General features: G+C 33.2%; 13 protein-coding genes. 5 read left to right on the top strand and 8 right to left on the bottom strand.

Annotated features, from left to right (window positions below):
- Positions 1–226: 226 nt before the first annotated feature.
- Together LRP83_RS02700 and LRP83_RS02695 are read right to left on the bottom strand one after the other, a co-directional pair.
- Positions 227–865 carry an SIR2 family NAD-dependent protein deacylase gene (locus tag LRP83_RS02700; RefSeq protein WP_230495325.1) on the bottom strand — a complete coding sequence of 213 codons (639 nt, stop codon included), beginning with the start codon at positions 863–865 and terminating at the stop codon, positions 227–229.
- Positions 866–1,009: 144 nt separating this feature from the next.
- Positions 1,010–1,951, bottom strand: coding sequence for an HNH endonuclease (locus tag LRP83_RS02695; protein WP_230495134.1), 942 nt, complete (start codon positions 1,949–1,951; stop codon positions 1,010–1,012).
- Positions 1,952–2,408: 457 nt separating this feature from the next.
- On the opposite strand from LRP83_RS02695, the gene LRP83_RS02690 reads away from it, so the two are divergent.
- A complete protein-coding gene (locus tag LRP83_RS02690; RefSeq protein ID WP_230495133.1) occupies positions 2,409–2,804 on the top strand; it encodes a (deoxy)nucleoside triphosphate pyrophosphohydrolase in 396 nt (131 codons plus the stop codon).
- Between the two features lie 142 nt (positions 2,805–2,946).
- Here LRP83_RS02690 and LRP83_RS02685 read toward each other — a convergent pair whose 3' ends face one another.
- From LRP83_RS02685 to LRP83_RS02665, 5 genes are all read right to left on the bottom strand, one after another.
- Complete coding sequence (locus tag LRP83_RS02685; protein WP_230495132.1) at positions 2,947–4,968, bottom strand: hypothetical protein; 2,022 nt, start codon at positions 4,966–4,968, stop codon at positions 2,947–2,949.
- Between the two features lie 6 nt (positions 4,969–4,974).
- The gene (locus LRP83_RS02680; RefSeq protein ID WP_230495131.1) at positions 4,975–5,445 is read right to left on the bottom strand and encodes a hypothetical protein; all 471 of its coding nucleotides are present in this window, start codon (positions 5,443–5,445) and stop codon (positions 4,975–4,977) included.
- Positions 5,438–6,409, bottom strand: a complete 972-nt coding sequence (locus LRP83_RS02675) for a hypothetical protein (protein WP_230495130.1) — start codon at positions 6,407–6,409, stop codon at positions 5,438–5,440. The genes LRP83_RS02680 and LRP83_RS02675 overlap by 8 nt, the downstream gene beginning before the upstream one ends.
- Positions 6,399–6,614, bottom strand: coding sequence for a hypothetical protein (locus tag LRP83_RS02670; RefSeq protein WP_230495129.1), 216 nt, complete (start codon positions 6,612–6,614; stop codon positions 6,399–6,401). The genes LRP83_RS02675 and LRP83_RS02670 overlap by 11 nt, the downstream gene beginning before the upstream one ends.
- Before the next feature lie 386 nt (positions 6,615–7,000).
- A complete protein-coding gene (locus tag LRP83_RS02665; protein ID WP_230495324.1) occupies positions 7,001–9,901 on the bottom strand; it encodes a DEAD/DEAH box helicase in 2,901 nt (966 codons plus the stop codon).
- A gap of 618 nt (positions 9,902–10,519) precedes the next feature.
- Between LRP83_RS02665 and LRP83_RS02660 the strand changes: the two genes are divergently transcribed.
- From LRP83_RS02660 to LRP83_RS02645, 4 genes are all read left to right on the top strand, one after another.
- Positions 10,520–11,170, top strand: a complete 651-nt coding sequence (locus tag LRP83_RS02660) for a hypothetical protein (RefSeq protein WP_230495128.1) — start codon at positions 10,520–10,522, stop codon at positions 11,168–11,170.
- A gap of 179 nt (positions 11,171–11,349) precedes the next feature.
- Positions 11,350–12,279 carry a hypothetical protein gene (locus tag LRP83_RS02655; protein ID WP_230495127.1) on the top strand — a complete coding sequence of 310 codons (930 nt, stop codon included), beginning with the start codon at positions 11,350–11,352 and terminating at the stop codon, positions 12,277–12,279.
- A gap of 20 nt (positions 12,280–12,299) precedes the next feature.
- A complete protein-coding gene (locus LRP83_RS02650; protein ID WP_230495126.1) occupies positions 12,300–12,665 on the top strand; it encodes a hypothetical protein in 366 nt (121 codons plus the stop codon).
- Between the two features lie 86 nt (positions 12,666–12,751).
- The gene (locus LRP83_RS02645; RefSeq protein ID WP_230495125.1) at positions 12,752–12,955 is read left to right on the top strand and encodes a hypothetical protein; all 204 of its coding nucleotides are present in this window, start codon (positions 12,752–12,754) and stop codon (positions 12,953–12,955) included.
- 96 nt (positions 12,956–13,051) lie between these two features.
- Here LRP83_RS02645 and LRP83_RS02640 read toward each other — a convergent pair whose 3' ends face one another.
- The gene (locus LRP83_RS02640) at positions 13,052–14,380 is read right to left on the bottom strand and encodes an MATE family efflux transporter (protein ID WP_230495124.1); all 1,329 of its coding nucleotides are present in this window, start codon (positions 14,378–14,380) and stop codon (positions 13,052–13,054) included.
- Positions 14,381–14,402 lie beyond the last annotated feature (22 nt).

The raw sequence follows: 14,402 nt of genomic DNA, 5'->3' as shown, positions 1-14,402 counted from the left end.
AGCCTTTAATCTAAAGGATAGAAAATTAAGTCATTAGCCACCTTGTTTATGGGTGGCTAATGACTTAATTTTACTTATAGTTGAATCATATAGACTATTTAATGGGTAACCATCACTGAAGAAAGAGTGTCCTTTTTAAGTTACTTTTTTAATAATTTATCCTTAATTGAAATTTTTCGGTACCGGAGGCCGAAATTAGTACCGTTTAAAAATATTAAATTCTATATTAAAGCAACTCATCTACTTTCCTAAGTACTTCTCCCGCTTTACCTTTAATAACCAGGTCAAATTGGATCCTGTTTCTAGAAATTTCGGTATTGATGTAAACCGTTTTTCCATTTGTCATTTGTGGAAGATTGCTAGCAGGGTATACTTCTAAGCTCGTTCCTATGACAATAACGAGGTCAGATTTTCTTATGTGAAAAAGCGAAGCATCCCAACTATTCTCAGGTAAAGACTCACCAAATAAGACTACCCCAGGACGAAGATGTCCGCCACATTGAATACAACTATCTTTACTCAAAAGTTGTTCCTCACTAGCGACACTATGACATTCTTTGCAACGAATGTCATGAATGTTGCCGTGAAGTTCATAGACATTCATGTTACCTGCAGTCTTATGGAACCCGTCTACGTTTTGTGTAGATATAGCTTGAATGAAACCTCTTCGCTCCCAATGAGCTAATATTTCATGCCCTATGTGAGGAGAACACTTTTTTAGTCCGTTAATTCTCCTGCTATAAAACTCATGAAATAAATCATAATGATCCTCTAGTGCTTGTGTTGTTGCAACTGTTCTAGGATCAATCTTTCTCCACCATCCTTCCTTTGATCGAAAGTCGGGAATATTTGATTCTGTTGACATCCCTGCACCTGTTAATAAAGTAAAAAAAGTGTCTGGCACCGCAAATAGACAACTGTCTTTTTGTGATACTGACACCCGATTCACAACTATCTTATATAACCTTTAATGATTTTACACACTATTATCTCAAAAAGGAAAAACTTGCTAGTCATGCATAGCAATCCATTTTATTAAATGTTGCTTACTGTTTTCATACCATTGTGAACACAGTAGGTATTTTTTCCCACGAATCGATATTGGAGATTTGTAATAGCGATTATAACCATTTGAATCTCTTTTCTGGTCATCAAGGTTTTTGGTCCAATCTACTTCCTTAAGCATAGGAAAATTCAAATCGAAATTTTCTTTAGAATACTTCTCTGCTTTCAACAATTGAATTACTGAATTAGGAATACGATTACTTTCAAGTAAATCTTTCAAGATTGTTTGTGCAATCGTGCCCACTTTTTCACTACTTGTTTTATTAGTTTCTACTATAGGCTGTTTAACCTTAACCTCCAAAAGCTCCAAGCCCTCATATTGGTCTACCCCTATTTTAATAGCTGTTTTAATTTGATCAGATAACTTTTGGCTTTCTTGCATCATTTTATGTAACATCTCACAATTTGCCCAATGTTGCTCCCAAACCTCTTTACCTACTATTGACTCGAAATTTACAATGGTTGGTTTACTCCAAGCCTCATAATCTTCTAATCTTTTAATAATTTGTTCTAAATTAAATATGATACGATTTTTAGGTGCAAGGGCTGCATCACCAAGAATCCACTCTTTCCAATAAGAATTTCCTTTAGATTGATTACATTTCCCACATGCAGGAACTAAATTATGTATTTCTGATATATATCCTGTCGGTCTTTTTCTATGAATTAGTGGGCGAAAATGGTCCCATTCCGTATATTTATCCCCACAATACGCGCATCTAATTGTATGCTGACTCATACCAAGTAATTCTAACACTTTGGCAATTTCTACTTCAGTAGGTGGAATACATGGAATAATCCCATTAACAAAAGCATTGGTAATACTTGATGTTCGTCCAGTTATTTTTACAGGTGTTGGCATTTTAAATACATCTTTTATGTTCATAATTCCCTCCAAATACGTTTCAACCTTCCATTACTATCCCCTGTGTTTGGAAGCTTCAGAAATCAAAGCAAATATATTCGCTATGTTTTATACCTTTCTAGTGACCACTTTTCTATCTCCGGTCTCTTCTTTTAATCAAAGGTCATAGTATCCATATACGATTCGAATGTGTTGCTTGAATTATACCATCCACTTCCCTCAAAACTTTAGTATTTTTCACCAGAAACGGTAGGTACAAAGTTTCCTTCTATTTACCCCTGTTTTCATTTGTAATAAGAATTGGTGCCGGGCAACCTTCATGGACAAATTAGGTACATTGTCCACAAGTAGCATCTTGCACTTGCTTTGTTATCGGAGTAATGTGTCTATCTCCAAGGATCATTTAGAAAGTACACATTAAGTTCTGTACATGCTATGATTATCCGAAGAACTTATTAGCTAGAAGGAGTTTCTAAGAATGAAAAAAACAGTAAAAGTTGTAGCAGCCATCATAGAAAACGATCAAAATGAAATACTTTGTGCCCTAAGATCGCCACATATGGCTATCCCTAATATGTGGGAATTCCCAGGTGGGAAAGTGGAACCTAATGAAGACATCTTCACAGCTTTAAAAAGAGAAATTGAAGAAGAGCTACATTGCGAGATTGAAACAAAAGAATTGCATAACGACATCGTACATGAATATGAAACGTTCATCATTAACCTAATCGCGATAAAATGCAAAATCATTGGAGGAACTCCACTTCCAACTGAACACTCTAAATTAATCTGGTTAAAGAGAGAAAACCTAGCCTCCCTTGTTTGGGCACCAGCGGATATCCCAGCTGTGGAACTATTAATACAAGAAAAATAGTCTTCTCCGTGTAGAAGACTATTTTGGTTTTACTATTCAACAATCGCGCCTGATTGCTAAAGATTGTTATTTAAAAAGAAACAGCACCTGAAGTGAAAATAAATAAAAATTAAGAACCGATAAAGTTGTACTGAGACCTATACTACTCAAATTTTTTAAATGCTCTATCTTTAATAATAATACCTTTAGAACCTTCTTCTATTTTTTTTATAATTAACTCCCTTGTATCACTTTCCTTAATTGTTATTCCAACTAATACTTGGTTTTTTACTGCTATGCTCCTTAAACAATCAAAAAACGCCTCCATATCTTCTACCACAATACTGTGCTGACCTGGTTCATCAAATATTAGAATTCCTGGATGGTTTCCGTTTAGTTCGTTCGCTGTCTGTGCTAGAGCTATTGTAAATGCCCATATTCTTCTAATATGGTCACTAGCAGATGAATCAAATTTCAAATCAAAATTTTCTATTGTAGGCATATAGGAATCTCTTGAAATCATTACTTTATCGATATCAGAAGAACTTCTATACCCAAATGTTTTTAGATTTGATACAAAGTGATCTCTTAAAGACTTTAATTTTTTCTCATCAAGTTCTGTAAACTTATTTTTAGGTAGTTTTTCTAAATCGGAGAGATATAGCTTCCACTCATCCGATAATTTCTTGAAATTATTAATAATATTTTCAACCTCTATAATTTCCAAACGCTCTATTATCTTTGTTAATTCAATTTTCTTATATATGTCACTTTCCGAAATCGTACCATCGATTGCAAAAATGTCGTTTCTAGTAACTTTAGCTAGACGATATAGATTGGTAACTACTTTTTCTATTTCTGAAATATCCTTATTTAATTTTTTAACAATTTGTCTTTTTTGCTCGATAGCATGTTCAAATACTTTCTCTTGTGATTTTAAATGATTAATATTATCATCAATACTCATAACATCCGCTTTATTTTGGCTAACTAATAAGGTATCAGATATTGGTTGATTACATGTTGGACAAATATCTTTATATGAATTAAATCCCTCTTTTGATCCTAAATTTCGTAATTTTTTAGCATCTTGATTGTTAACTATATCAGTTTGAATTAACTCTAAACTGTGTTTTAACCTATCTATACTATTATTTTCATTATTTAAAACGAATCTGGTATCTTTAAGTTTAGTTTCATAGTTAATTATATCTTCCTCTATATTTCTCAATTCAGCCTTTAATTCCTGAAAGTTGTTTATATTTTTAGGTTTTAATTTGATTAAATTTCCATATTCAAATTTCTTATATTTTATAAATTGATCGAGCGAGAATAAATTCCCATTTGAATTATATACAATATTTATAGATCTTTCAGGTTCATGTAGTATCTCAACGTTTTCATTAACTCCCCTTAAGTTAAGATTCACTTCCCTTAAAGTTTCAGTAGTTTCCTTATATAATTGCTTCCACATTTCAATAATTTTGTTCTCTTTAATTTTTAAATGATGCTTCAATTTTTCATTTGTTAATGTATCCATATTTAATAAATACTCTATGACCCTTTTCTTAGGCTCTCTGATTCCAAAATGGGGCATCCCTGAGAATAAATCTGCCCAACCTCGTTTTTGTTCAATTAACATACTGGAAAAAATTAATTGTAAATATAACTTTTTTTCTCTATCATCAGTCCCTGGAACACTTGGTAATTCCATACCTAAAAACGATTCCAGAAAAGTGAAAAATCCCTTTCTACTTGTAGCGGAATTTTGAGAGTGTACATACATATCCTCTATAAGAGTATTAATTTCATTTATTTTGTCCATTTTCGAATGAAAGATAGTCATTAAATTGCTTTCCCTATCCTTCATTTTAGCTGCTCTTAGTATAGTAATATCTTTTGTTCCATTAGTTACTTCTAGGTATACTTTAGATTCAAGAACATTTAACTCTCCCTCTTCGCTTTCAATTTTGGTTTTAAAAGCTGAACTTAAAACGTTATAACCCCTACCACCTATTATCTCTTCTAATCCTAAAGCATAATATATACTAGAGATTATTGAACTTTTTCCACTAGTATTCTTATCACTGCAAATAATATTCATTTGATCATCAAAGGATTCATCAAATCCGAGGATACTGAGCTTAGTATGTATTTCAACTCTCAATCTTCTAATTTTTATCATAAATTTTCACCCCAATAATGAACTTTTTATCCTATTTATTAACTTTTCAGTTAACTTGCTAGATAAATCTCTTAAGAATTTTTTTTCATTCACTAAAAGATTTTGATCCTTCATGATATTTTCAAAGAATTTAATGCCGGATTTTGTTAAACGGAATAATCCATTAGCTTGTTGAAAAATTATCTTCTCAGCTAGCATAAAATCAACAGTTTTGTTTACTGTTGGATCGTATCTCAAAACGATGTAGTTATTGTTCGTTTCATTAACAAAATTCAACAAATTAACCATTTCTTTTTCTGAATACATACAAACAATAATCATATGCAATTTAGAGAGTGAACAACCGCTTCTGCCACATGATAATCCGAAAATTAAACAGGCCAGAGCTATTTTATAACTCAGCCTATAATGATAAGGAACAGCATCTGGCTTTGAATTAAAAACTATAAAATCAGTCAATATGTAATCTTTATCCATTAACTATTTCCCCTTTAAATTCCATTGAACAATCAGCAAGCCATCCTGCAACTAAATCCATTTTTAAAGACATTATAGAAGCGGTACTAATATGTTTAAATTCTTTTCTCAGTTTAATTTCGAAATCATCTGATATTTCGTCAAAAATTTTTGCATTTAAAGACTTATCTCTATTCATTAGTGTTCTTGATGAAACGTGTCTCTTATATTGATTAGCCAAATCTAAAATATCCTTTCTTATATCTGGAAATCCTTCTCCTAAACGCTCCATCAATTCAATTCCGGAAATATAAGCGGACATATAGATATCCAATAGTGTATTTAAGCTTTCACTATCTGTGCAAAAGTCAGGATTTATAGCAATTAACTTCCTTCTAACATTTTCCACCTTCTCGGTAGAACAGCCTGACCAATCAAGATATCTATCTTGCAAAATAGCAAAACTAAGTTTTGTATCTGTTAAATTTGTTCTCAAGATTCTCGTAAGTTCTAGTCTAAAATCTTCCGCTGTTTTTATTATTATTACAAAGTCTTCCGAAATATAATCATAAAATTCTTTGTTTCTCTCTCTAGTTTCCCTTACAAGTTTCGTCTTTTTTGCAATGTGTTGAATTATTCTCTTATCTTTGTATTCAGGGACAACAAAATGCCATTCTTTTATGCAAGGTAAACCCATACTTTTTAGCACTTCTGCATTTTTTGCGTCAATAAATTTTTCTATATCATTTGTAACCTTTGTTCTTTGATGGGAATAAAGATCATCATTTGAGTAGTTACTATCTTCTGGGCAATAACACTGTATTACAACACCTGAGCGTGTAAAGCCCTCAATTCCACCGTCTCCTTTATGTTGGGCGGGAACTTCTTGAAAATGTTCGCTTTGATACCGCATACTATAACAAGAAACACTTAGTTTCTCCCAGCTATGTCCATCCAATGAAGAATCTAAAAAATCAAGAATCATTTCTTTCTCTCCCTGTTAAATCTGAAATAGATATAAAATGCTCGTTTAATGGTTCTTCTTTAATGAAATTTTTATCAACAATGAATTCTCTAATTGAATCTACATATCTAACAATCACCATGTTTAGGAGATTTTTTGGATTTACAATTATTATTTCTTTATTAATAAAATAATAAGATTGATTTTTCCTTTTTATATCAATCATCTTTTATCCTCTTTCAAGCCATTTCTTAATTTATTTTTATGTATTTCAATCTATTAAAATAATTATTTTTAGTTAGGATTTATTTCCTATATATTAACATAAATACCAATTATTTTTAATAACCTGTAAATCGTGATAAATTAAACTATGAAATCAACAGATTCTATGCCTCAATCTGGCCCAATTGTTGAAGAAACATTAACTTAAATCCAAAACTCCTTTCTATTAAGGGGGATTATAGAAATGATGAGATGACTAATATGAAAACAATAAAATTGAAAAAGCATCTATTGATATCTTTGCAGCTGTGCTATCAATACATAGGGAAAAAGCCTTCTCGATTTGAGAAGACTTTTTTCATTCTGTTAGAAACTAGTAGGTTTTAATCATGCTTTTTCATCCTGGATATATCGATACAATGTAGAATCAACAGGCTGCTCCATCACTAAGTTCATGTGAACCACTGGAAGTTCTTTACCGTTTTTGTCATTCATGACATTCTGACTAATATTGTTTTTGTCCGGAACTGCTTTACCTAAATAGTAAAAATCTGTTCCTTCATCGTCATCCTTTTTCACAAACACATGAAGGTCAATGTTATTTTCTTGTGCATTTATTATCTTTTTAACTTCTTCAGATTTCAAAGTTCTATTACTTCTTGTAGACCATCTTAGAACATCTTGGCTTAAGAACTCTTCTGAATAATTGGTGCTTGACTCAACACCTTCTTTTTTATGATAGGTAACAAAAATCGGACAGGTTTGATGTTTGGTTTTATAGCCATATACAGTGGAGCTTTCATCACTATTCCAATTTAAAAGTTTACATGCATCTTTTCTTGAGTATTTTTCATATAAAGTTAAAGGCCGTTGACAAATATATCGTTTTGACTTTTCCTCTGCACAACGAAGAATATCTATTAACAATGTGTAAAAATTGTTATTATGAGTAAGACTTTCTCTAATTAAGGCATTAAATGTAATTTTTCCATCTTCATTAAATAGTACGATTGGTTCATGACCATACTTATTTTTATTTTGTTGTGTAAAAAATGACAAGTCAAAAATTCTTTTAACCGAGGCGATTGTACCTTCATCTATACTACAATTTGCTTTTACAAGTTGATCCAAGTACTCTTGAAAGGTCACTCCTTCCCGGTTTAACAATAAATCTAAAAGGACAATTTCATGTTTACGTTTTCCATTTAATACTTCCAATGAAAACATCGTTAATACACTATTTTCATATTCACTTAAGGTTGGAACTTCTTCCTTAATCCTTTTTAGGAATAGATTATAATTATTATGTTCTTCCACAAAAACAACAGGATCAATGGAATGGTTTAATATAAAGTCAAACATTAATGGAGATCTTCCAATTCTATTTTTCAACTCTACATAAGCTTCTTTTAAAGTTTTCAAGGCGGTTAAATTACTATTGTTAATAGCCTTAAAAATTTGCTTTTTTGCTATCTCTTCAAAGTTAACGGTTGATACACCCTTAATATAGCTTGTATCTTTTGTATGCCTGCGAATACTGTCCTTGTTTTGCGACTTGTCTCCAGAAAGTGCAACTGGAATTAGGTAATTATTTTTGTAGTTTCCGATGAAATCAATTATTGTTACGTAATTTTTGGACTCGTGCTTTCTAAGTCCCCTTCCAAGCTGCTGAATAAAGATAATACTTGATTGTGTTTGTCTTAGCATTACCACTTGATTAATACAAGGAATATCAATACCCTCATTAAAAATTTCTACAGTAATAATATAATCTAAGATTCCGTTCTCAAGCTGAGTCACTCTACGTGCTCTTTCCTCCTGTGAATCTTCACCAGTTAAAGCAACCGTACGAAAACCTTTTTCATTCAGCTTTTGCGATAACTCCCTTGCTTCCTCTTTTCTACTACAGAAAATTAGCCCTTTTACCTCTTTACCTGAATACCCATAATAATTGATTTTATCAATTATATGGTTAACACGTTCTTCGTTTACTAACTTAGATAAAATAGTAGTGTCTTCTATTAATTCTCCATCATATTCAAAATCCGTTACTCCAAAATAATGGAAGGGACAAAGCATATCTTCTTCCAATGCCTCTTGTAATCGAATTTCATAGGCAATATTGTAATTAAATAGTTCGTATATGTTAAAATCATCTGTACGTTCTGGTGTGGCGGTCATACCCATTAAAAACTTAGGCTTAAAGTAATTAATAACTTTTTGATACGTTTTTGCACCTGCTTTATGAACCTCATCTATTAAAATATAATCAAATTCTTCAGGGTCATATTCATGTAAGTAGTTATCTTTTGCAATCGTAAAGATGGAAGCAAATAAATACTTTGCATCCTTTTGCTTATTAGTACCTGTTAAAATACCAAACTCCGATTCATTTCCACCAAGTATTCTAATAAAGTCAGACTTTGCTTTATTCAATATTTGCTCCCGGTGGACAATAAACAGCATTCTTTTCGGAGCATATCGTCTTACGTCAAAGGCTGATAAGTATGTTTTACCAGTTCCCGTTGCAGAGATAACCAAGCCTTTTTCGTTACCAGCATTACGAACAACTTGAATTTGCTCTAACGCAGCTTGTTGCATTTTATTTGGAACAATTTTAAGCGCTTCTTCAATCGAATTTGTATTGTATTGTGTTGGGTGTTCTATTACCTGTTCTAATACCTTATTACTTACATTCTCAACGTAAGTCTTTTCGTATTCTTCAATCCATTCTTCAGATAATAGTCTTGAACCTTCCCATACTTCTTCAAATTGATTTTTAAAATGATGAACGATTTCACCATTCTCATGTGAGGTCAATTTTACATTCCACTCGTAATTAACCTTAAGGGCATGGGCGGTAAGGTTCGAGCTACCAACTATTAAAGAATAATAATTATCATTGTTAAATATGTATCCCTTTGAATGAAATCCTTCTATATCAGTCAATCTTACTTCAACATTACTAATCTTGAGTAACTCCCTAAATACCTTTGGTTGATTAAAACTAAGGAAAGTGGAGGTTAGAATCCGTCCATGAATTCCTTTTTGTTTAAGATCCAAGAAGACTGACTTTAGTGTTGCTAATCCACTTTCTGTAATAAAGGCAACAGAAAAGAGAAAAGACTTACAATTATTAAGCTCCTCTAACAATGTATTTAGAACATTTTCACTTTTCTTTGCGTTATTTATTAATAATTTTGGTTTATAGCTCCCAGATTTACTAGAATTTTGATCAATAAATCCTTTATGTAGGGAAGCCTCGAGGTTTCTAATAAAATTCTCCATATAATCACCATTGATTTCCAATTTGTTATTCATATTGTAATACTGACGTTTGTGGAGATCAATTGATATTTGTGTATAGTAAGTTTTTTCAAAAAATATATACCTGTTTATTTGTAGATGGGTTATAACGACTTATTTTCTCTACATAGTTTTTCTATACGTTTTCCTAGATTGGGAAGCCAGGGGCACCGTTCTTTTGGTTCTTTTGGTTCTTTTGGTTTTTTGGTTCTTTTGGTTCTTTTGGTTTTTTGGTTCTTTTGGTTCTTTTGGTTCTTTTGGTTCTTTTGGTTCTTTTTGGCTTTATTCGCACCCATCAAGCACTTTATTGTTAAACTGGTTCAAGCTGGAAAAGCGGCCAGGTATGACCTAAGGAAAAAAGTAGAAAGGGAAATTCAAAAAAAAAACGGGAAGATGATTAAAAGCTGAGGTTTTACGTAAGATTCCTTAATTTCATATCTCTTTATCAATTTGTTGTTTGTTGGAGTCATCTAAGAAAAAAGAGCCGGGAGAACCGTCCCTCTGGCTCTTATTTATAATAATGTGTGTTTTCCAAAGTACTATGTATAGTAATATACGAGTAAACAATTGACTCAATATACAATTTCAATGAGGTGGCCAATGATGAAAACGAATAAATTAAAGAATTTTATTAAAGAGGTTATTCCAGTAGGTACAATGAAGGAGGGAGTTGACTTTGAGGTCATCTCCTTTTTTGTTTGGGATTTTCAGAATGATGAGGTTCGCACGATTGATCATTATTATAACTTTGACTCTAGTAAACTACTTTCCGCTCTTAGAGGTGGAGGTTCCCCTATCGAGCTTATATCCACGGAGATTGAAAAAGGTACTGGGATAAATCCCACAAATTTGTGCCGGACACCTTTTCCAGAATATCCAGCCCCTCATTTTTATAGATTAAAAAGCCCACTCGACTATCATATGGCGATATCGATGGGCTTTGGGATTGTGAGATTGTTGAAGTCTAATAAAGAAAATGATTATCTACTTTATTATGCTCATACCTATTTGGAGGAAATCGATGAAGAATTAATTGAGAACTGTGTGTATGAAGAGATCGGTTTATTAAAATGTTATTTACTGCTAACAGAAAATGGTCGATTCTATGACGCAGATATTGTGAATTTTTTAGAAAAATATGAGGATATCTTTTACATGAACCTGCCGGCGCAACCTTACGATCTAGTGGAACGGCTTCTGATGCATTTAGATAAGTATAAGGGAGAGTTGGTTGTTTTCCCTAAGGTGTAATGTCCACACACGTCCGTCACAGATATTTTTAAGCCTATGTATAGTAATAATGATCATCCCAAATGGCGGGGGAGTAAATCAGAAGCCCTCGCCACTATGAGATCTAAAAATGACTATTACACACTTCGTAGAAAAAAGGAAATACCATATGTATGTTACCTATGAAGGAGGAGTTCAAAATGAAGTGTATAAATTGCCGTTCTAAAGTAGATTACCAGTATCGAATAAACCAACACGGTGATGTTTTTTGCGATGATGATTGTTATGAGGCGTATTTTGAAGAGAACGACAGCTGTGGTGATGATGGTCATCCTTATATCGATGATTATGAATCCATCCGAAGTAATTATATTGATTGGGTTGAGAATTGGGAAAACGACTTGGTCACCTATGCAGGTAAAAGGCTTATGTTAAAAATTGACGAAATGCTTGATACCATAGATGAAGTCTTCGATAGTTATGGGGATTATTATCGAAGTGAGGGGGATGACGGTGTTTTTTCCAGGGAGATTTATCTCTATTTATTGAAATTTATAGACTTACAGAAAGTGATTTTGCAATGGAGACCTAAACGTAAGGTCCTTTTTTATTTGTCTTTTGAGTTGGATGATCAGGCATTCGATGACAGAGTGGCTGATTGGCATCAACTTTCGAAACATCTACGTCTGATTAGAGCACATGATTTGAATTTGAAATTAAAGAAGCATGTGTACTCACCAGATAAACTGAGCTTTTATTTCAAAACGAAAAGGATGCTTGATTCGGTCTTATTTGAATTGAACATGAGATTTCATGATAGCCTGAGTGAACTCCAAACGGATCATGGACATTTCTGTGATGGAAAATGCCAAGAACTCCTTATCGTTTCCGAAACACCCTCTTATCAAGACGGTTGGTTCTTTTGCTATGTCTGTAAGCTAAACCATTTCCCTGGTTCTTTTACAAAGGAGCAATTGCAACAAGAGATTCAGTTCTATGATAAATGGAAAAATCGAAAAGCAGCCTTCAAAAAGGCGGAATGGCCCTATTTTTTAAGAAAAGTGAAACGATCCTGTCGTTTATATGAATTGGGATTTCCAGAATGGATTGAGCTTCACTATGACATTTAGAAGCGAGGGAGAATGCAGTTATGCCTTTAGAGACCTATATTGAATACAGAAAAAGACTAATGCTAAACAGAATCCTCCGTCAACAACAACGGAAACTTACTGTGGTCGATGAGTCTGCCATGAATGTGGTAGAAAGATTATGCCATAATCTAACCGCACCGAGAAACTTCTCCCCCCTTAATAGAACCATTTCATGGGTAGACCGCTACTTTGAAGCCGAATCCTGGGCTACCCAGCAATATTTACGAGAATTTATAGAAACCTGCCTCATTATTTATGAACAAAATGGTGGATATATGAAGGTCATTCTGGAACTAAAAAATGAATTACGCGCAAAAGGAAAAACCGAGGTGGAAATTCAAGAAACCATAAAGCGAGGTCATTGACTTATATTGGTACCTTCAATTCAGTAGATAGAAGTCGTTATGATGTACTTCGAAAGGAATAGACCAAGAATCTGACAATTGAAGAAATGAATAATGGTTATGCGATTATTTATCCCAATGAATTCTCGTTATTATTGAAAATGACTAAATGGATTTCTTACGAAAATCGATGTTTTCTATTTATTAATTTCTCACTATTTGTAAGTGGTGATGTAGATTCAATAAGATTAGAGTTAACAGGAAATGAAACAGTGAAAAATCTACTAAGAAAGGAATTCCGTTTTGCATAAAATCCCCCCTGAATCATTTGTGATTCAGGGGGGATTTTATTTTGAACTTTTAATTACCATCTTATTTCTTCCACTAAAAAAGGAGTTACTCGTAAATCAACCTAGATCTTTTATGACATCTCTTTTTCTTCGATACCAAATGAAAAGACCTGCCCTTAAGGCATTATCCGCCGCTATAGAAATCCAAACTGCTGGCAATCCGTAGCCTAACTTCCATGCAAAAATATAAACACCCAAGGTGCGAATGATCCAGATTCCAATAATCGTCACAATCATGGGGAATGTACTATTTCCACCAGCTTGAACCGCAGAGGTATCGACCAATACGGAAGCTAGAAAAGGCTGCGAAATTAAATCAATAAACAATACTATCGTTAACAAATGAATTACCGTCACATCAGTAGTAAATAGTTTTCCTATCCAAGGACTTGAAAAGGCTAGTATGAAAGTTACTAGTGTCATGGATAAAGCCGACTGAATATAACTCCACTTGCGATATTCCTTAATATCCTCTAGGTTCTTTTCTCCGATAGCTTGGCCTATTAATGTACTTGCTGCTATCGCAAAACCACCGCCAATTGTGTATGCAAAAGTGGTTAATGTGCCAGCAATATTGTGTGCCGCGTATGCTTCTGTTCCCATTCGGACAATTAACCCAAAATAAACCACTTGCCCTAATCTCATTGATAATCTCTCTAGAGTGGCGGGTATAGCAAATTTAGCCATACTACCTGCTAGTTTTCCATTAAGCTTAAAAACTCTAAGTTCTAATGATATAGATGAAATTCTTTGGGCTTTTAAAAACAACCTTAGAAAACCGTACACCCTTGCCAGGATCATGGCAATTGCTGCACCGGTTAATCCCATTCCATTAAAGGATCCGATGCCAAATATCAATACATAATCAAGAATAACATGGATAATATTCATTTCCAATCCTACACGCAATGGAGTTTTGGTATCACCTATCGCACGAAAAGATGCTGATTGAGCAGTAAAGAGGGCTACAAAGGGCGTTAATCCTAGAATCACTTTAAAGTAATCAATGGCTTCGGATTTTAATTCTGTATTAGCACCAACTAAGTCCAACAAAGGTTCAGCAAATATGACGGAAACAGCACCAAAAAGGACTCCAATAATGACAGATATTAATTGTCCATGAAAAATAACTGATTTACTTCTTCCTATATCCTTTGCTCCAAAAGCTCTTGATAAAAAGACGGATAGGGTCGCGGATAATGCTGTAAAAACCCCAACATATGTCATACTATAGATATTAGTTACCCCAACCGCGTTAATTGCAAGTAATCCTAACTGAGCGATAAAGATAGAATCTACTACTCCTAGTAAACTTTGTAAATAGGACTCACCTATGGCTGGTAATGCAATATGAAATACTCTTTTTGCCTTACTTGAAACTTGCATCTTAATTCCTTCTTTCGTTTGG

Source organism: Pseudoneobacillus rhizosphaerae, from assembly GCF_917563885.1.
Taxonomy (GTDB): domain Bacteria; phylum Bacillota; class Bacilli; order Bacillales; family Cytobacillaceae; genus Pseudoneobacillus; species Pseudoneobacillus rhizosphaerae.
The sequence above is the reverse complement of the archived record's forward strand: the minus strand, read 5'-3'. Positions and strand labels throughout refer to the sequence as shown.

What these genes read in the sequence shown, in the direction of transcription:
- LRP83_RS02700 (WP_230495325.1), bottom strand. Translation starts at nt 865, where the DNA reads ATGTCAACAGAATCAAATATTCCCGACTTTCGATCAAAGGAAGGATGG.
- LRP83_RS02695 (WP_230495134.1), bottom strand. Translation starts at nt 1,951, where the DNA reads ATGAACATAAAAGATGTATTTAAAATGCCAACACCTGTAAAAATAACT.
- LRP83_RS02690 (WP_230495133.1), top strand. Translation starts at nt 2,409, where the DNA reads ATGAAAAAAACAGTAAAAGTTGTAGCAGCCATCATAGAAAACGATCAA.
- LRP83_RS02685 (WP_230495132.1), bottom strand. Translation starts at nt 4,968, where the DNA reads ATGATAAAAATTAGAAGATTGAGAGTTGAAATACATACTAAGCTCAGT.
- LRP83_RS02680 (WP_230495131.1), bottom strand. Translation starts at nt 5,445, where the DNA reads ATGGATAAAGATTACATATTGACTGATTTTATAGTTTTTAATTCAAAG.
- LRP83_RS02675 (WP_230495130.1), bottom strand. Translation starts at nt 6,409, where the DNA reads ATGATTCTTGATTTTTTAGATTCTTCATTGGATGGACATAGCTGGGAG.
- LRP83_RS02670 (WP_230495129.1), bottom strand. Translation starts at nt 6,614, where the DNA reads ATGATTGATATAAAAAGGAAAAATCAATCTTATTATTTTATTAATAAA.
- LRP83_RS02665 (WP_230495324.1), bottom strand. Translation starts at nt 9,901, where the DNA reads ATGGAGAATTTTATTAGAAACCTCGAGGCTTCCCTACATAAAGGATTT.
- LRP83_RS02660 (WP_230495128.1), top strand. Translation starts at nt 10,520, where the DNA reads ATGATGAAAACGAATAAATTAAAGAATTTTATTAAAGAGGTTATTCCA.
- LRP83_RS02655 (WP_230495127.1), top strand. Translation starts at nt 11,350, where the DNA reads ATGAAGTGTATAAATTGCCGTTCTAAAGTAGATTACCAGTATCGAATA.
- LRP83_RS02650 (WP_230495126.1), top strand. Translation starts at nt 12,300, where the DNA reads ATGCCTTTAGAGACCTATATTGAATACAGAAAAAGACTAATGCTAAAC.
- LRP83_RS02645 (WP_230495125.1), top strand. Translation starts at nt 12,752, where the DNA reads ATGAATAATGGTTATGCGATTATTTATCCCAATGAATTCTCGTTATTA.
- LRP83_RS02640 (WP_230495124.1), bottom strand. Translation starts at nt 14,380, where the DNA reads ATGCAAGTTTCAAGTAAGGCAAAAAGAGTATTTCATATTGCATTACCA.